Annotated in this window: 16 protein-coding genes; 3 read left to right on the forward strand and 13 right to left on the reverse strand. The window is 42.7% G+C overall.

All coding sequences use genetic code 11. The features are described from left to right. Positions 1-5 precede the first annotated feature (5 nt). Positions 6-482 carry a DUF5590 domain-containing protein gene (locus tag D8803_RS03960; protein WP_057489463.1) on the reverse strand — a complete coding sequence of 159 codons (477 nt, stop codon included), beginning with the start codon at positions 480-482 and terminating at the stop codon, positions 6-8. A gap of 118 nt (positions 483-600) precedes the next feature. On the opposite strand from D8803_RS03960, the gene D8803_RS03965 reads away from it, so the two are divergent. Beyond that, a complete protein-coding gene (locus tag D8803_RS03965; protein ID WP_084974935.1) occupies positions 601-1,047 on the forward strand; it encodes a MarR family winged helix-turn-helix transcriptional regulator in 447 nt (148 codons plus the stop codon). A gap of 91 nt (positions 1,048-1,138) precedes the next feature. Further along, entirely contained in the window at positions 1,139-1,687 is a 549-nt protein-coding gene (locus tag D8803_RS03970; RefSeq protein WP_049520458.1) for an NAD(P)H-dependent oxidoreductase, read from the forward strand. A gap of 31 nt (positions 1,688-1,718) precedes the next feature. Here D8803_RS03970 and yaaA read toward each other — a convergent pair whose 3' ends face one another. The 4 genes from yaaA to D8803_RS03990 all read right to left on the reverse strand — a co-directional run bounded on the left by yaaA (position 1,719) and on the right by D8803_RS03990 (position 7,342). Then, positions 1,719-2,447 (reverse strand): peroxide stress protein YaaA, encoded by a 729-nt coding sequence (gene yaaA / locus D8803_RS03975; RefSeq protein ID WP_125424621.1) that lies wholly within the window; start codon positions 2,445-2,447, stop codon positions 1,719-1,721. A gap of 76 nt (positions 2,448-2,523) precedes the next feature. Further along, positions 2,524-4,119 (reverse strand): hypothetical protein, encoded by a 1,596-nt coding sequence (locus tag D8803_RS03980; protein ID WP_125424620.1) that lies wholly within the window; start codon positions 4,117-4,119, stop codon positions 2,524-2,526. 11 nt (positions 4,120-4,130) lie between these two features. Continuing rightward, a complete protein-coding gene (locus D8803_RS03985) occupies positions 4,131-4,541 on the reverse strand; it encodes a peptide deformylase (protein WP_125424619.1) in 411 nt (136 codons plus the stop codon). 104 nt (positions 4,542-4,645) lie between these two features. Continuing rightward, positions 4,646-7,342, reverse strand: coding sequence for a cation-translocating P-type ATPase (locus D8803_RS03990; protein ID WP_125424618.1), 2,697 nt, complete (start codon positions 7,340-7,342; stop codon positions 4,646-4,648). 307 nt (positions 7,343-7,649) lie between these two features. Between D8803_RS03990 and D8803_RS03995 the strand changes: the two genes are divergently transcribed. Continuing rightward, positions 7,650-8,834 (forward strand): cation diffusion facilitator family transporter, encoded by a 1,185-nt coding sequence (locus tag D8803_RS03995; RefSeq protein ID WP_131200320.1) that lies wholly within the window; start codon positions 7,650-7,652, stop codon positions 8,832-8,834. Positions 8,835-8,870: 36 nt separating this feature from the next. Here D8803_RS03995 and D8803_RS04000 read toward each other — a convergent pair whose 3' ends face one another. The 8 genes from D8803_RS04000 to cdaA all read right to left on the reverse strand — a co-directional run bounded on the left by D8803_RS04000 (position 8,871) and on the right by cdaA (position 17,385). Beyond that, on the reverse strand, positions 8,871-10,742 hold the full coding sequence (locus tag D8803_RS04000) for an ABC-F family ATP-binding cassette domain-containing protein (RefSeq protein WP_131200321.1): 1,872 nt from the start codon (positions 10,740-10,742) through the stop codon (positions 8,871-8,873). Further along, on the reverse strand, positions 10,739-11,938 hold the full coding sequence (locus D8803_RS04005; RefSeq protein ID WP_131200322.1) for a CCA tRNA nucleotidyltransferase: 1,200 nt from the start codon (positions 11,936-11,938) through the stop codon (positions 10,739-10,741). Before D8803_RS04005 ends, D8803_RS04000 begins: the two co-directional genes overlap by 4 nt. After that, complete coding sequence (gene dapB, locus D8803_RS04010) at positions 11,935-12,702, reverse strand: 4-hydroxy-tetrahydrodipicolinate reductase (protein WP_131200323.1); 768 nt, start codon at positions 12,700-12,702, stop codon at positions 11,935-11,937. Before dapB ends, D8803_RS04005 begins: the two co-directional genes overlap by 4 nt. A gap of 376 nt (positions 12,703-13,078) precedes the next feature. Further along, a complete protein-coding gene (locus D8803_RS04015) occupies positions 13,079-13,927 on the reverse strand; it encodes a DegV family protein (RefSeq protein ID WP_131200324.1) in 849 nt (282 codons plus the stop codon). A 2-nt stretch (positions 13,928-13,929) separates the two neighbouring features. Further along, positions 13,930-14,304, reverse strand: coding sequence for a DUF1149 family protein (locus tag D8803_RS04020; protein ID WP_001050095.1), 375 nt, complete (start codon positions 14,302-14,304; stop codon positions 13,930-13,932). A 73-nt stretch (positions 14,305-14,377) separates the two neighbouring features. Further along, complete coding sequence (glmM, locus tag D8803_RS04025) at positions 14,378-15,730, reverse strand: phosphoglucosamine mutase (protein WP_131200325.1); 1,353 nt, start codon at positions 15,728-15,730, stop codon at positions 14,378-14,380. A gap of 28 nt (positions 15,731-15,758) precedes the next feature. After that, positions 15,759-16,541, reverse strand: coding sequence for a YbbR-like domain-containing protein (locus tag D8803_RS04030; RefSeq protein WP_001230922.1), 783 nt, complete (start codon positions 16,539-16,541; stop codon positions 15,759-15,761). After that, on the reverse strand, positions 16,528-17,385 hold the full coding sequence (cdaA, locus tag D8803_RS04035; protein WP_033584451.1) for a diadenylate cyclase CdaA: 858 nt from the start codon (positions 17,383-17,385) through the stop codon (positions 16,528-16,530). Before cdaA ends, D8803_RS04030 begins: the two co-directional genes overlap by 14 nt. Positions 17,386-17,801 lie beyond the last annotated feature (416 nt).

Here is a 17,801-nt window from a genome sequence, read left to right on the forward strand (position 1 = left end):
CCTCCTTATTGGATCACTGCTCCTGTTTCAAAGTCGACCAGATAGTACTGGTTTCCTGACTTAACTTCCCAAATCGGCTTATCCTGATAACGACCAAAGGTGATCTTATCAATATCACTAGCTCCTTTTTCCCTCGAAATCGTCGCTGCCTTGTCTTGAGAAATCCCCTTATCAAGCTGATAAACATAAATCTTGTGGTCATTCTTTTCAATCAATACGGCAATGGCCTCTTGCTTTTTATTATGTCCCAGAACGCTGTAATAGCCTTCTAGTCCATTGTAAAAATCAACCTGATCCGCCTTTTCCAATTCTGCATACTGCTTGGCTAGTTTTTCTCCCTCAACTCTAGCATCTTGATAGGGTTTCATGCTGAGTGATATCAGATAAAGGAAGGAAGTGGTCATGACTAGCAGTACCAGAGCAATGCCGATTCCATACTGTAAAAGTAGCTTGTTTTTTGCTTTTTTCTGTCTTAGTTTCACTCGTCTATTTTACCATCTCTCCTCCTTTATTACAAGTGAAGACAGGAACATTCTAAGATTCTTTTCCTATAAAATAGAAGTTCTTGTTTTTCTCTCTCATTATTGATAAAATAGCCTTATGAAACAACATTTAAAAGAGAAAATTTCCGATAATCAATTAGATTTAAAAACAGCTATCGTCCTCAATAAGGCCATACGAACTTTTAAACCATATGAAGCCAAGGCTGCCAAAGAACACGGGCTAACACCCACTCAATTTTCAGTTTTGGAAACCCTCTACAGCAAAGGGGAACTGCGCATTCAGGATTTGATTGAAAAAATGCTAGCCACTTCTGGAAACATGACTGTTGTCATTCGAAACATGGTTCGAGATGGGTGGATTTCTAGAACTTGTGACCCCAAGGATCGTCGCTCTTTTTTCTTGAAATTAACACCTGCAGGACGCAGAAAAATCGAAGAGATTCTTCCTGACCATATCGATTCTATCGTAGAAGCACTCAGCATCTTGGAAGATGGCGAAAAGGAAGACTTAATCCGCATTTTAAAAAAATTTAAAAATTTGTGAGCAAAATTATTGCTAATTAGTATCATTTGTTGTAACATAGATGGTAACAAAAGAGTTCGCTCTTTGAATTTTAAACTAAAGGAAACATATCATGTCTAAAAAAGTATTATTTATCGTCGGCTCACTTCGCCAAGGTTCTTTCAACCACCAAATGGCACTCGAAGCTGAAAAAGCACTTGCCGGAAAAGCGGAAGTTAGCTATCTTGATTACTCAGCTGTTCCTCTCTTCAGCCAAGATTTGGAAGTTCCAACTCATCCAGCTGTAGCTGCTGCTCGTGAAGCAGTTCTTGCTGCGGATGCCATCTGGATTTTCTCTCCAGTCTACAACTTCTCTATCCCTGGAACAGTGAAAAACTTGCTTGACTGGCTCTCTCGTGCCATTGATTTGTCTGATACACGTGGTGCTTCTGCCCTCCAAGACAAGTTTGTTACTGTCTCATCTGTAGCCAATGCCGGTCACGAACAACTCTTTGCTATTTATAAAGACCTCTTGCCATTTATCCGTACACAAGTCGTTGGTGACTTTACTGCCGCTCGTGTCAATGACTCTGCTTGGGCAGACGGAAAATTGGTGTTAGAAGAAGCAACTGCTTCATCACTTGAAAAACAAGCTGACGACCTTCTTGCAGCCATCAACTAACCTAGCAAAAACCAGCTCGAATGAGCTGGTTTTATGCTTGTTTCACAAAGACGAGTTCTAAGTCACTTGATAAATTAGGTCGGTAGTCAAAACCTGCAAAACTGAGCTTGCGAGCTTGTTCGACTGTTTTGACCTGCCCCTCTATCAAGGCGGTCAAAAAGGCGCCACGGGCTTTTTTTGAAATGGTTGAGTGGATTTTCAACTGGCCTGCCTTATCCTCCATAAATTTGAAGGTCACCATCTTTTCTCTGATTTCCTTCGAAAATACGGTTTCAAACTCTGATGATAGGAGTGAAAATATCAAATCCTCATCCTGTAGCGCCTCATCATAGGCTGACTTCCAATGACTCTTTAAAGTCTTACCAGCAACTTTTAACTTCATCAAGAAGTCCAAACGGTGAGGAGCCATGGGCGACAAGGCGGGGACAACACCGTATAAAGCCGAGGTAATCAGGATATGATTTTCAAGATAGGTTTGTTCAGCCTCGGTTAACCCATATCGTTTTATGTGGCGATACATGAGACCATCGAATAGTTTCAAGGCTGGATAGTTCTTAGCACTGTGATCTTTTAGAGCTTGAATATGGCCGTACTCTTCAACTGCTTTCTCAGCAGATACCTTATAAAAAGTCTCTAATTCACTAGCTGAGTAGTGCGCCAGTGAATCAAGAACTGCCTGACTTTCTTCCCTCAAGGGGAGCGCTTCGATACAAGGATGGTCTGTGTTCATTTCTTTTGCTGTTGGGATTAAAATTTTCATATTGTTAGTGTAGCATATTTTTCAACTACGACCAAGAATTTCATCTTAAAAACCTCGGTTCATACCGAGGTTTCTTTTACTTGACTTTAAAGGTCTTGAGATAGTTATCTTTTCCAACTTGACCTTCGAAAGATTGGCCATTCTCGAGGTAAGGAAGGTCGTCTGACACTGAAGCCTTGACCTTATAAATCTTGCCATCAACTTTGAAGAAGTAGACGGTATCACCCTTAATCACAGCTGATTTAAGGTCTGAGACGATCCCCTTAATGTTTTCTACCGTTTCATTATCCAACTCGAGGTCATTTTTATTGGCATATTTGCTGAGGAGTTCATCTACCGTAGCTGCTACGATGACGTTTTGGTACTCTACTGCATCAACCAATGCATACTCCTTGACCAAGCCTGCATTGTCCTTCAAGCCCATGATATAGAGCGGTTTATCATTGAGATTGACAAGAATAGGGAAGGTAGCCTTGTAGGCCTTCTCCTGAACGGCTCCTTCTGCGGAAGCACGGGCTGATTCCTCGGTTGCTGAAGCTAGATTGTACTTGGTGATTTCACCAGTGCGCATGTTTTCAAGGATAAAACCTAAATTACTTTCGTCAGCGTTTGCTGAAGTCACCCCCGTGTAGAGATAGATGTCATTTCCGATAGAAAGATAGTTATAGCCCTCAGTCGTTTGGGTGACGTTTTTCTTAGAAATCAAGGCATTCCAGAAGCCATCTTTATACTTGCCGTTGTAGTTGATTTGTTCGATGGTTTCTTCCGCTGGATAGACACGATCCACCCATTCTGGGACTTCATCCAAGCTGTATTCCTTGGTTTCTCCATTGGTGGCGTCCAAGATAATAACAGATGAAGGACGAGGAACTCCTAGACCAAACTGTTTTTGATAAACGGTTGCTACATAGAAAGGATTGCCTTCATCATCCACCTCAAAGGATGGCGTTTTAAAAATCTTGGTTGGGTACTTGATTCGAAGATGACGTTTGACATCGCGATTAAAATACTCGGAGTCTGAATACTTCATCGGCGTTTTTAAATCCACCAATTCCGCATTTCCTGTCACCATATCAACCTTGATATACTCGCCAATTCCCTTGGACTGATTATTAAACCATTTGATCGGGTCGGCATACTCCAAAGGAGTCACTCGATAAGGTTTGCCATCAACCGTCAGCTGGGTATAAGTATCTGCTGCTACGTACTGGGAGACCTTATCCGTCAGAGAGCCTAGATAACGGTCTCCAATCTTTTCTGCAGTGCTCCGATCTAGAATTGGAACCTTACTGGTATCACTCTTAGGAAAATCTTTAAAATCTTTTTCTGTGATAGACACCACATTAGCATAATTTTTTGCTTGGAAAAAGCTAGAGGTTACTAGGCTTACCAGACCAGCAAGGGCAAAAATGAGTCCTGCAGCCAGCAACAATCCTCCACCTAATTTATTAAAATGAAATCCTTCTAGATTGAGATCTTTGGCAGCCTTGCCATGGCGTAGGTGAACTGTCTTGAGGAGATTGGTATCCTTGCGGAAACTAAACAAAATACCCATCACCACCAGATGCCCACAGAGAAAGAAGATGAATTCCCAACTAGTCAGATTGAAGGGTGGCAAAAAGATATACCATGTCGTTGCGATAAAAACAAGTTCAAATAGTATGCGTTTCATCTGAATTCCTCCTAAATAATCCGTCCTTCCAAATGATCCAGTTCATGTTGACAGATCTGAGCTGGAAAACCTGTTAACGTAATGGTCTGATCCTGCCACTTGCTATCGCGATAGGACACCGTAATCGTTTCATAACGAGTCGTCAGTCGCACCCCAGTCAAAGACAAACAACCTTCCTCTGTCTCGTAAGGTCCATTAAAGGAAAGGAGAACGGGATTAAACATGACCATAGGAATCAAGCCAAGATTAAAGATAATGACACGCTTCTGCACCCCAATCATATTAGCCGCCAGACCGACACAGGTCTCGCGATTGGCAAGCAGGGTATCCTGCAGATCTCTAGCCAGATAAAGATCTTCTTGACTTGCAGATTTCGAAACTTGCGACAAAAATAAGACATCTCGGACAATTTTCTTTTCCATTCTCTTTCACTCCTTGCTATTTTACTTTATTATAGCACAAAAGAGGATAACTTCTAACCATTCTCCTCAAATGCAAAAAAAGCCATCCGAAGATGACTTTCTTTTTAAATCGCATTCTTATCAAGACCAAGTTTGCGTTGAACAAACTTGACGATTTCGACGATAAGTATCATTGAGAAGCTTCCAGCCAGAACAATGGCCCATTGTGACAAGTCTAGTTTGGTTACGTGGAAGATACCTTCAAGCGGTTCTACAACGATTGTTGCCATAAGAAGAATGAAGGATACCAAGATAGACCAGTTGAAGGTCTTAGACTTGAATGGTCCAACTGTCAAGATGGATTGGTAAACAGACTTGACATTGTAGGCATGGAATAGTTGAATCAAACCAAGGGTTGCAAAGGCCATAGTAAGGGCATCCGCATGAATGGCATGATTGTCACCCACATGAACTGGGTAAGCAATTGCAAGTCCATAAACACTCATAACAATAGCTGCTTGGAGTACACCTTGATAGATGATAGAACTCAAAACACCACCTGAGAAGAAGCTTGACTTACGTCCACGAGGTTTGTGGGTCATAACACCTGGCTCAGCAGGTTCAACACCAAGAGCGATAGCTGGGAAGGTATCGGTTACCAAGTTGATCCACAAGAGATGAACTGGCTGCAAGACGTCCCAACCAAACAAGGTTGATAAGAAGATAGTTAATACTTCAGCAGTATTGGCAGAAAGTAAGTACTGAATAGTCTTTTGAATGTTTGAGAAGACCTTGCGTCCTTCTTCAACTGCGACGATAATGGTCGCAAAGTTATCATCTGCAAGAATCATGTCAGAAGCCCCCTTAGAAACCTCTGTACCAGTGATTCCCATACCGATACCGATATCGGCTGTTTTCAGAGCTGGCGCATCATTAACACCGTCACCTGTCATAGCAACAACCTTACCTTGTTTTTGCCAAGCCTTGACGATACGAACCTTGTGTTCTGGAGATACACGCGCGTAGACAGAGTATTGACCAACGACTTTTTCAAATTCTTCATCTGAAAGTTCGTTGAGTTCAGCACCAGTCAAGACATGGTCTTCCGAGTCATTTTCATCGATGATTCCCAAACGTTTGGCAATGGCTTCCGCTGTATCTTGGTGGTCACCAGTGATCATGATTGGACGGATTCCCGCTTCCTTAGCGACACGAACAGCTTCTGCTGCTTCGGCACGTTCAGGGTCAATCATTCCAATCAATCCAGTAAAGATCAAGTTGTTTTCAAGCTCTTCAGAAGTCAGGTTTTCTGGAATGCTGTCTACAATCTTATAAGCACCCGCAAGAACACGCAAGGCTTGGTGAGCCATTTCAGAGTTGTTTGTGTGAATTAAGTCATTAACTTTCTCATCAATCGGAGCAACATCTCCAGCCTTATCACGAGCAACACAACGTTTCAAAAGTTGATCTGGAGCCCCCTTGACTGCTACGAGGAATTTACCATCTGGTAATGGATGAACCGTTGACATGAGTTTACGATCTGAGTCAAATGGTAACTCAGCTACACGAGGATATTGCTCTAAAAATCCTTTAACATCGTAACCCTTGTCCAAGGCATACTGGATGAAGGCTGTTTCCGTTGGATCCCCGATCAGGTTTCCTTCAGCATCAATCTTGGTATCGTTGGCCAAGACAACTGAACGAAGTAGTGGCATGTCCAAGCCAAGTTCAATGTCATCAGCTGAGTCATGTAGGACTGCGTCATAGAAGACTTTCTCGACTGTCATCTTGTTCATGGTAAGCGTACCAGTCTTATCAGAAGCGATGATTTCAGTCGAACCAAGCGTTTCAACTGCTGGTAACTTACGAACGATAGAGTTTCGTTTGGCCAAAACTTGAGTACCAAGGGCAAGAACGATGGTTACGATAGCTGGGAGTCCTTCTGGAATGGCTGCAACAGCAAGCGCAACAGAGGTCATCAACTCACCAAGTGGATTTTTTCCTTGAATGAAGACACCAACAACAAAAGTAACAAGGGCAATGACCAAGATAGCGTACGTCAAGACCTTAGAAAGGTTGTTCAAGTTTTGTTTGAGAGGTGTATCCGTCTCATCCGCATCTTGGAGCATGCCAGCGATATGACCCACTTCAGTGTACATACCTGTATTGACAACAACACCAAGACCACGACCATAAGTCACATTTGAGTTTTGAAAGGCCATATTGACACGGTCACCAATACCAGCATCTGCAGCGAGCTCGACTGTCAAGTCTTTTTCAACTGGAACAGACTCGCCTGTTAGGGCTGCTTCTTCGATTTTAAGAGAGTTAGCTTCTAGCAAACGTAGGTCTGCTGGCACTACATCACCAGCTTCGAGAGCTACGATATCACCTGGCACCAATTCTTTGGAATCAATCTCAGCCATGTGCCCATCACGAAGAACGCGAGCAGCTGGACTAGACATAGACTTGAGGGCTTCGATGGCTTCTTCTGCTTTTCCTTCTTGGTAAACACCAAAGGCAGCGTTGATGATAACCACGGCAAGGATAATGATGGCATCTGCGATATCTTCCCCACCAGAAGTTATGACGGACAAGATAGCCGCAGCAATTAGGATGATAATCATCAAATCCTTAAATTGCTCAATAAACTTGACTAGGAGAGATTTTTTCTCACCCTCTTCCAGTTCATTGCGTCCATATTCAGCTAGGCGTTTCTGCGCTTCGCTAGACGAGAGACCTTGTTCAGTTGCTTCAACTGACTTCAAGACCTCTTCAGGACTCTGAGTGTAAAACGCTTGGCGTTTTTGTTCTTTTGACATGTGTCTCCTCCTTGACATTGTGTGCAAAACAAGTTCTCTTTTAGTTTTATGACAAACAAAAAGAGACCTGTTAATCATAACAAGTCTCGCTGTTTAAGATAGTGCCGGAAAACATACTTTTCAGTATACAATTCGGAATGACGACACTATCACAGGTTTCTGCCAGCTACTCCCTTGAGTAGTACTATTATACCAAATTTTGAAAAGTTTTCAATCATTAAAATTCGATGAAGGAGGACTAAATTTGAATTTTCCTATGAAAACCAGTATAATGAAAACAGAATCTCAACACTAGAAAGGAAGTCCGATGAATCAATCCATGTCAAATCTCAAGTTGGCGGAACGTGGTGCCATTATCAGCATTTCGACCTACCTCCTCTTGTCTGCGGCAAAATTAGCGACTGGCCACCTCCTACATTCTTCCAGTTTGGTAGCGGATGGTTTCAACAACCTATCAGATATTATCGGAAATGTTGCTCTTCTGATTGGCATTCGTATGGCTCGCCAGCCCGCAGACCGTGACCATCGTTTCGGTCACTGGAAGATTGAAGATTTGGCTAGTTTGATTACTTCCATCATCATGTTCTACGTTGGCTTTGATGTTCTTCGGGACACCATTCAAAAAATTCTCAGTCGGGAACAGACAGTTATCGACCCACTGGGTGCAACTCTCGGAGTCGTCTCTGCGGCAGTCATGTTCGCCGTTTATCTCTATAATACCCGCCTCAGTAAAAAATCCAAATCCAAGGCTCTCAAGGCTGCTACCAAGGACAATCTTTCCGATGCTGTCACCTCGCTGGGGACTTCCATTGCCATCCTAGCCAGCAGTTTCAATTATCCAATCGTGGATAAACTGGTCGCTATCATCATCACTTTCTTTATCTTAAAAACAGCCTATGATATCTTTATCGAGTCTTCCTTTAGTCTTTCAGATGGTTTTGACGACCGTCTGCTGGAGGATTATCAGAAGGCTATCATGGAGATTCCAAAGATTAGTAAGGTTAAGTCCCAAAGAGGGCGTACCTACGGTAGCAATATCTACCTTGATATCACGCTGGAGATGAATCCCGACCTATCAGTCTATGAAAGTCACGAAATTGCGGACCAGGTTGAGTCTATGCTAGAAGAACGATTTGGAGTATTTGATACTGATGTCCATATCGAACCTGCTCCTATACCTGAAGACGAAATTTTGGACAATGTTTATAAAAAACTACTCATGCGCGAGCAATTGATTGACCAGGGGAATCAGCTAGAAGAACTCCTTGCTGAGGACTTTCTCTATATCCGTCAAGATGGGAAACAGATGGATAAGGGCGCCTACAAAGCTGCAAAAGAACTACCTACTATAATCAAGGACATTCAGATTACTTCCATCAGTCAAAAAAACAAGCTCATTTGCTATGAAATGGATGGAATTGTCCATACCAGTATCTGGCGTCGCCATGAGACTTGGCAAAATATCTTTCATCAAGAGACAAAAAAAGAATAGAGAAATCCTGTCATGAGACGGGATTTTTCTATTCTTCTAACTATCAAACTCACTTAGGTATTCATAGCGTTCGTATTTTTCAAGGAGTTCTTCGTTTTTCTCATCCAGTTCTTTTTGAAGAGTCGCCAGTTTGCCAAAATCAGAGCCATTTGCCTGCATTTCTTCTTCAATAGCAGTAATACTATTTTCCAAGGCTTCAATATCGCCTTCAATGCTTGCCCACTCCTGCTTTTCTTGGTAGGTCATACGTTTCTTGTCTTCACGGACCTTGACCACTTTCTCCTTTTCGGCCTTTTGCACTTGATTGGCCATCTCTGTTTCAAAGGCTTTTTCGTCAAGATAGTCTGTGTAATGACCAAAGAAAGGACGAATCTTGCCATCCTCAAAAGCAAGAATCTTAGTTGCTACCTTATCCAAGAAATAGCGGTCATGGCTAACTGTCAAGACAGGCCCTGCAAAGCTCTGCAAGAAATTCTCCAAAACTGTCAGAGTCGCAATGTCTAGGTCATTGGTTGGCTCGTCCAAAAGAAGAACATTTGGTTTTTCCAAAAGCAATTTGAGGAGATAAAGACGTTTTTTCTCTCCACCTGACAATTTCTCAATCAAGGTTCCATGCGTCGAACGTGGGAAGAGGAACTGCTCTAGCAACTCTGCAATGGAAGTCGTAGAACCACCACTAGTCTTAACCTCTTCTGCTACTTCCTGCAAGTAATTGATAACTCGTTTGCTTTCATCCAAGCCTTCAATTTGTTGAGAGAAATAGGCGATGCGAACAGTTTCCCCTCTCACAACTTGTCCTTCAGTTGGCTCAAGACTTCCTGCAATCAAGTTGAGTAGGGTTGATTTCCCAACACCGTTGTCCCCAACGATACCGATACGGTCTTTAGCTTGCACCAAGAGATTAAAATCTTGCAATATTGGCTTATTCTCATAAGCAAAGGAAACATCTTTAAACTCGATGACTTTTTTCCCAATCCGACTGGTCTCAAAGTTCATGGTTAAGTCTGTCTCAGTAGGATTATCTGAAACTTCCTTTTTCAAGTCGTGAAAACGATTGATCCGGGCCTGCTGCTTGGTCGCACGCGCTTGCGGTTGTCTGCGCATCCAGGCCAATTCTTGCTTATAGAGTTGTTCTTTCTTGTGAAGGAGAGCAGCGTCGCGCTCATCTTGTTCCGCCTTAAGACGAACATAGTCCTGATAATTTCCCTGATACTCGGTCAAGCCTGCTCGGTCCAACTCGAAAATTCGTGTTGACAACGCGTCTAGGAAATAGCGATCATGGGTGATAAAGAGAACCGTCTTCTTGGAATTTTTCAAAAAGAGTGTCAGCCACTCGATGGTCGCAATGTCCAGATGGTTTGTCGGCTCATCCAGTAACAAGAGGTCGTGGTTTCCTAGGAGAACTTGCGCCAACTGAACACGTCTTCTCAGACCACCTGACAATTCACCAACTGGAGTCGACAAATCCTGAATACCCAACTTGCTGAGAACGGTCTTGACCTGACTTTCGATTTCCCATGCTTGGAGGGAGTCCATCTCAGCCATGACCCGTTCCAAACGCGCCTGCTTGTCCTCACTGTAGTTGAGCATGAGGAGTTCATACTCACGAATGAGCTGGATTTCCTTGAAGTCGCTGGAGAGAACCGTATCCAAGACCGTCTTGCTATCATCAAAATCTGGATTCTGGGTCAAGTAGCCAATCTTGTAGTCATTCTTAGACGAAAAGGGACTGACATCCCCATCAAAGCCAGAAACACCAGAAAGGACATCTAACAGAGTGGTCTTACCCGTTCCATTGACACCAATCAGACCGATTCTATCCAAATCATGGATAATAAAGGAAATATCCTTAAAAACAGTTTTGTCACCGACGGATTTACTTAGTTTTTCAACGATAAAATCACTCATTTTTTCTCCCTCAGGTAATCCTGGATTGCTTGTCGGTCATTTTCCAACTCTCCATCGACAATGGCATACTCAATCTCTGTTAAAAGCTCTCCCAAATCTGGCCCAGGTTGGTAACCATATTCCTTGATTAAAATGCCACCGTTAATCTGGATTTCTTTCTTATCATGAATGGTCAAACTCTGGTAAGTTTCTGTAATGGCTTGTTGGTTGACTTCTTTTCCTTGAGCCTGACGAAGCTTTTCAGCTTTTAGAAGAGAATCCAAGTCAAAGCGGTAACAATCACGCTTGCTCAATTCTCCTTCTTCTCGCAGAGCCAAAATATTCAGTAAATCCTGAACTTGCTTGGCAAACTGGCGTGAGGTTTTCCACGCCTTCAAAAATGGCTGTGCATCTTTAATCTCCAAAGCCCACAAAAGAGCCGCCCAAGCTTGTTCAGAAGATTCAAAAGTGAAATCCGCCTCCAAATCAAACAGTCTGTTGAGCTTGTCCTGGCTTCCTGCCATATCTGGAAGATAGTCATAAGCTCGGCTCTCAATCATGGAAGACAGACCAACTCGCCAAAAAGGTGCCCGCAAGAGCTTATCAAACTCAACGAAGGTGCGTTCCACAGAAATCTTCTCCAAAAGCGGCGTCAAAGTCTTCATCGCCTCAAAAGTTTCTGACTCAAGTTTAAAACCGAGACTGGCCTGAAAACGGAAACCACGCATAATCCGCAGAGCATCTTCATTAAAACGCTCACTAGCCACTCCAACTGCCCGCAAGACTTGATTTTTTAAATCTACTAAACCATGGAACAAGTCAATGATTTCGCCTGTCTCATCCAAGGCAAAGGCATTAACTGTGAAATCACGGCGCTTGAGGTCTTCTTCTAGCGAACGCACAAAGGAAACCGCACTGGGTCTACGATAGTCCACATAGACATCTTCAGTTCGAAAGGTCGTTACCTCATACTCCTCATCCCCATCTAAGACCAAGACAGTTCCGTGCTCGATTCCGATATCAGCTGTTCGCGGAAAAATCTGCTTGGTCTCCTCTGGATAGGAAGAAGTCGCAATATCCACATCGTGGATGGGACGATTGAGGAGGGCATCTCGAACAGAGCCCCCAACAAAATAGGCTTCAAAGCCTGCTTCTTTAATTTTTTCTAATACTGGTAAAGCCTTCTGAAATTCAGAAGGCATTTGCATTAATCTCATAATAAGTGTTCTAATCCATAGACAAGCTCATGACGCTTGACAACTTCTTTGATTCCCAAATTGACCCCTGTCATGAAGGAGCTGCGATCATAGGAGTCATGACGAAGGGTCAATCCTTCTCCCTGATTTCCAAAGATGACTTCTTGATGAGCTACCAAGCCTGGTAGACGAACCGAGTGAATACGCATGCCATCAAAGTCAGCACCACGGGCACCTGCAATCAACTCTTCCTCATCAGGCGCACCTTGTTGGATAGACTCTCGCACTTCCGCCATCAGCTCAGCCGTTTTAATGGCTGTTCCGCTCGGAGCATCTTTTTTCTTGTCATGATGGAGCTCGATAATCTCCACATTTGGGAAATATTTTGCAGCCTGCGTCGCAAATTGCATAAGTAAGACAGCACCCAAGGCAAAATTAGGGGCAATCAAACCACCCAAATCTTGTTCACGGGAAAATGCTTTTAGTTCTGCAATTTCTTCACTAGTAAAGCCTGTTGTTCCAACTACTGGAGCAAAGCCATTTTCAAGAGCAAAGCGTGTATTTTCGTAGGCAACGGCTGGTGTAGTAAAGTCTACCCAAACATCTGCTTCAAAACCAGCCAAGTCAGCCTTATCATTGAAGACAGGAATTCCCTGCCATTCTGACTCAGACTCAAAAGGATCCAAAACTGCGACCAAATCCAAGTCTGGATCAGCCAAGACCATCTGACAAGCAGCTTGGCCCATCTTTCCCTTAAAACCGGCAATAATTACTCGAATACTCATCTCTACTCCTGACTAAGATACAAAGGACGTTAGCTGCCCATGAAAAATAGGGAATGGCGCTGGCTTTCCACGAAAGGCAAGACAGGCATCTTTTTTCAAGGGGCAGATAGTCCGTGTTCAATTTCTAAGATGCAAAGCCTGTAAGAACACAAAGTGAAAATAGGAGTTCTGATCAAGGAGTGTCTACTCCTTGGAAGAACTATCTTTTTCACACAGGGTTCCAGGCGTGTTCAATTATCAAGATACAAAGGACGTTAGCTGCCCATGAAAAATAGGGAATGGCGCTGACTTTCCACGAAAGGCAAAACAGGCATCTTTTTTCAAGGGGCAGGTAGGCCGTGTTCAATTTCTAAGATACAAAGCTTGTAAGAACAATTTAGACGATTGGTGCATAGCTCAAGGCGATACTACCTTCTCCAAGGTGGGTCCCAATGACACTACCAAAGCTAACAATTGGAATCTCAGAATTCACACCACTCTCAATCAAAAGCTGACGTATATCCGCTGCCTTTTGAGGAGCATTGCCATGGATGACTGTTATACGGTAGTCCCCATCTTTTGTCAACTCCTTGATGATTTCCACCAAACGTTTGATTGCTTTCTTTTCTGTACGAACTTTTTCGTAAACTTCAATCACTCCTTGGTCATTAAAGTAAAGGATAGGCTTGATACTGAGGAGATTCCCTAAGATAGCAGCCCCATTTGACAAACGTCCTCCCTTAACCAAGTGGTCGAGATCATCTACTATGATAAAGGCTGAATTATCAGCAATTTGGATCCCCAACTTCTCCTGAATCTGGGCAAAATCATCGCCTTGTTCTGCCCATTCAAAGGCACTCTCCACCATAAATCCGAGAGGGGAACTTGTGATATGGGTATCTGGAAAGGCAATGGTCAAGCCATCATACTCATCCAACATATATTGGATGTTCTGATAAAAGCCTGAAATTCCTGACGAAAGAAAGAGTCCCAAGACATGGGTATAACCCTCATCTTTCAAAGAACTTAGAATCTCATCCAATTTGGCAATACTCGGTTGACTAGTTTTAGGCAATTCTGCAGACTGAGCCATTTTTTGATAAAATTCCTCAGCAGTCAGATTGACACCTTCAACATACTCCTCTCCATCGATATTGACAGGAATATCCAAGATAAAAAGATTCTCTCTTTGCAGCGTCTTCTCCTCTAAATAGGCCGAAGAATCTGTAATGACAGCTAATTTCATGACTAAAACTCCAAATTGATCCCTGGAAGATCCAAGGCGATTTCTGTTACTTCATACGTCAAACGATTGAGCATGTTCAAGCATGGACGTGCCAAGGTTTCAACTTCTTCTTGATTAAATTCACTTGGTTCGTTGACAATACGGCCTTCCACATGGTTAACTTGAGAAATTGTTCCGCTAATGACAAATTTGTCAAAGACAATCATGAAACTCAAGATAACAACAAGCGAAGTCACTTGATTTTCTTGGTCGTATTGGAGCAACTGGAAATTCACGTCTACCTTGGTTTCAGGAGCCCCATTTTCATTTTCCCATTCAAAGTTACGAGCATCAAAGTGATACTGGCTAACAAATTCTTGTTCTCGTTTAAGATTCATTTTTCTCTCCCATTGCTACAATTTACTATGCAATTGTACCACATTTTTATCATTTCATCTAGTTTTCTAGGCTTTAGTCAATTCCGATTTCATCTTTAACAACAGCAGCAATCGTATCTACGTAGTAGTTAACTTCTTCTGTTGTTGGGGCTTCTGCCATGACGCGCAAAAGGGGTTCTGTTCCACTTGGGCGGACAAGGATACGACCGTTCCCTGCCATTTCTCCTTCCATCTTTTCGATGATTGTCTTAATGGCTGGTACTTCCATGGCTTTTTCTTTCATAGCATTTTCCACTCGGATATTGACCAGTTTTTGTGGGTAAATCGTCACTTCTGATGCTAGTTGAGACAAGGTTTTACCGGTTTCCCGTATAACTTTTGTTAGTTGAACGGCAGTTAACTGTCCATCACCTGTCGTATTGTAATCCATCAAGATAACGTGACCAGACTGTTCACCGCCAAGGTTATAGCCTGATTTTCTCATTTCTTCGACGACATAGCGGTCACCAACTGCAGTGACTGCCTTATTGATGCCTTCACGATCCAAGGCCTTATGGAAACCAAGGTTAGACATAACGGTTGTTACGATCGTATTTTGAGCTAACTGGCCTTTTTCAGAAAGGTATTTCCCGATGATATACATGATCTTATCACCATCAACGATATCGCCATTTTCATCAACAGCAATCAAACGGTCACTGTCTCCGTCAAAGGCCAAACCAATAGCTGACTGGCTTTCTTTCACTACTTCTTGAAGAGCTTCTGGGTGTGTAGAACCCACATTCAAGTTGATATTAAGACCATCTGGTGTTTCGCCAATAACTGTCAACTGAGCACCAAGATCAGCAAAAATCTGACGGGCACTTGTAGACGCTGCACCGTTTGCTGTGTCCAAGGCCACTTTCATTCCTTCAAGAGGAGTTCCAGTTGAAACAAGGTAGCCCTCGTACTTACGCAAGCCTTCTGGATAGTCCACTAAGGTTCCTAGACCTTCTGCACTTGGACGAGGAAGAGTATCTTCAGCAGCATCTAGCAAGGCTTCGATTTCTGCTTCTTTTTCATCATCAAGTTTGAAACCATCCCCACCAAAGAACTTAATTCCATTATCAAGGGCTGGGTTGTGGCTAGCGGAAATCATGACACCTGCACTGGCTCCCTCAGTTTTTACCAAGTAAGCTACTGCTGGTGTTGCAAGGACACCAAGTTTGTAGACGTGAATCCCTACAGAGAGGAGACCTGCCACCAAGGCAGATTCTAGCATTTCTCCTGAGATACGTGTATCGCGTCCTACAAAGACTTTAGGGGCTTCTGTTTCGTGTTGACTGAGGACATATCCACCAAAACGGCCTAGTTTAAAAGCCAATTCTGGTGTCAGTTCTACGTTTGCTTCTCCACGGACTCCATCGGTCCCAAAATATTTACCCATTTTATTTATCATCCTTTTCTATTATTTATTATTGTTTAGACGAATCTGATTTTGTTTCTGAACTCGTTGAAGACGAACTGCCTTCTGAAGAACTTGTTGACGAGTTACTTGAACTAGACGTTGCTGTTTTTGTTGTAATTTTCATAGTTGTGTCAAATGGCATAATGACGCTTGGTAAGACATTTCCATTTTTATCGACTGCTTGTAGAGGAACAGAGGACGAGTAGTTTCCAGTTATCCGTTCACTCGTCGGTAAGATGGCAATGACACGATCTACTTTGGAGAGGGTTTCCTCATCACTAATAACCGTTACTTTTTCATCTGATACAGTAACTGTATCGATTTTCACGCGAGAATCAATCTGACTAGGATCAATCTCCGGCACAACAATGACATTGTCCCGTTTTGCTTTTTTACCGACCTTCACTGTTATCTTTTGCGGTGTCGCAACAGCCGTCAAACCGCTCGGAAGATTTTCAATGGTTAGAGGAACTTCGATGGTTCCTACACTGGCATCAGAAAGATCAGCTGTCACCTTAAATTTGCGGGTGCTTTCCTGCATCTCACTCGCCAAAGCAACTCTATTTGACCCTGTTAGAAAGACCGTCACCTCAGATGTAAAACCACTGATAAAATACTGATCACTGTCATACTGAATATCAATTGGGACATTAAGAACTGTGTTCGTATAAGTCTCCGTCCGCACCTGTCTGGCACTGTTGCTATTCTGATAGTTTGTCAATGTTGCATAGATAAAGAGAATGCAGGCGAAAAAGAAGGAAGAAATGATGTATAGACTATTTTTTCTCATGTTTCAATCCTCCTAGCAAGCGCTCTTTCAGACCTTGCTTTTTCTCTGATGTTGGAAGTAAGATTCTTCTCAATTCAGATTCAAACTCTTCCAAGGTCAAATCATGCTTAAAGACTCCATTATAGGTGATGGAGATTCCACCCGTTTCTTCCGAAACCACAAAGGTAAGAGCATCTGACACTTCCGACAAACCAATCGCCGCCCTGTGACGCGTTCCAAACTCCTTGGAAATCCCGGTATCTTCAGTCAAGGGTAGATAGGCTGAAGTTACAGCAATTCGGTCTTCCTTGATAATGACAGCACCATCATGCAAGGGAGTATTGGGAATGAAAATATTGATAAGCAATTCAGCCGAAATTTTGGCATCTAAAGGGATCCCTGTCGAGATGTATTCCTGCAAGGTTCTCACTCTCTGAACCACTACAAGCGCCCCAATCTTACGAGGGCTCATGTATTCAACTGATTTCACAAATGCACGAACCATCTGCTCTTCCGCACTAATAGGGGCATTGGAGAAGAAATCAGTAGCCCGGCCCAATCGCTCCAAACCAGTCCGAATCTCTGGTGAAAAGATAACCACCGCTGCAATCACCCCGTAGGTGATGATCTGATTGATTAACCAGGAAATAGTCGTTAAACCAATCATATTGGAAAGAATCTGGGCTAGAATAAAAACTAAGACTCCACGGACCAATATCATAATCTTGGTGCCTGCAATAGCTTTAGTAAAATGATATAAAATATAAGTCACAATGAGAATATCAATCAGATTGGTGACTATACTCCAAGGACTTGAAAACAAACTCGTCCAGTATTGTAAATTGGATAATTGTTGAAAATTCATCCTTGGCCTCCTCCCTGTCAAAACACTTTACTCATCATTATACCATTTTTTGCCCATTTTTTCCCTATCCTACCTCATTTTAAATTAAGCAAAAATATTTCACGAATATTGCTTTATCACTTTAGCTCTCTAAAAGAACTAGTATTGCCAAATTTTAAAAAAACGCAATTCATTAGAGACTCTTACAAATCTTTTAAAGTTCATAAAAAGTTCACAAAAAAAAGCCCTCAAAAAGGGCCACTAAATTGATGAGTTCAGCAGGCAAGAAACTAGCACGATCAGACGTGCTTTTTTGTTTCTCTGTACCTGGTACAAGTATAACATAAAAACTCGCTCATTTTCTAATTTTAAGCAAGTTTTTCCCTCTCACCCCCCACCCCCTTAAAAAAACGTTAAATATCTGGACAGTTGCCCCC

This window comes from Streptococcus oralis (assembly GCF_003943385.1).
In the GTDB taxonomy this organism is placed as follows: domain Bacteria; phylum Bacillota; class Bacilli; order Lactobacillales; family Streptococcaceae; genus Streptococcus; species Streptococcus oralis_CA.

Bases quoted from the DNA above. Each gene is read 5' to 3' on its own strand.
- D8803_RS03965 (WP_084974935.1), top strand. From the start codon at position 601: ATGAAACAACATTTAAAAGAGAAAATTTCCGATAATCAATTAGATTTA.
- D8803_RS03970 (WP_049520458.1), top strand. From the start codon at position 1,139: ATGTCTAAAAAAGTATTATTTATCGTCGGCTCACTTCGCCAAGGTTCT.
- yaaA (WP_125424621.1), bottom strand. From the start codon at position 2,447: ATGAAAATTTTAATCCCAACAGCAAAAGAAATGAACACAGACCATCCT.
- D8803_RS03980 (WP_125424620.1), bottom strand. From the start codon at position 4,119: ATGAAACGCATACTATTTGAACTTGTTTTTATCGCAACGACATGGTAT.
- D8803_RS03985 (WP_125424619.1), bottom strand. From the start codon at position 4,541: ATGGAAAAGAAAATTGTCCGAGATGTCTTATTTTTGTCGCAAGTTTCG.
- D8803_RS03990 (WP_125424618.1), bottom strand. From the start codon at position 7,342: ATGTCAAAAGAACAAAAACGCCAAGCGTTTTACACTCAGAGTCCTGAA.
- D8803_RS03995 (WP_131200320.1), top strand. From the start codon at position 7,650: ATGAATCAATCCATGTCAAATCTCAAGTTGGCGGAACGTGGTGCCATT.
- D8803_RS04000 (WP_131200321.1), bottom strand. From the start codon at position 10,742: ATGAGTGATTTTATCGTTGAAAAACTAAGTAAATCCGTCGGTGACAAA.
- D8803_RS04005 (WP_131200322.1), bottom strand. From the start codon at position 11,938: ATGAGATTAATGCAAATGCCTTCTGAATTTCAGAAGGCTTTACCAGTA.
- dapB (WP_131200323.1), bottom strand. From the start codon at position 12,702: ATGAGTATTCGAGTAATTATTGCCGGTTTTAAGGGAAAGATGGGCCAA.
- D8803_RS04015 (WP_131200324.1), bottom strand. From the start codon at position 13,927: ATGAAATTAGCTGTCATTACAGATTCTTCGGCCTATTTAGAGGAGAAG.
- D8803_RS04020 (WP_001050095.1), bottom strand. From the start codon at position 14,304: ATGAATCTTAAACGAGAACAAGAATTTGTTAGCCAGTATCACTTTGAT.
- glmM (WP_131200325.1), bottom strand. From the start codon at position 15,730: ATGGGTAAATATTTTGGGACCGATGGAGTCCGTGGAGAAGCAAACGTA.
- D8803_RS04030 (WP_001230922.1), bottom strand. From the start codon at position 16,541: ATGAGAAAAAATAGTCTATACATCATTTCTTCCTTCTTTTTCGCCTGC.
- cdaA (WP_033584451.1), bottom strand. From the start codon at position 17,385: ATGAATTTTCAACAATTATCCAATTTACAATACTGGACGAGTTTGTTT.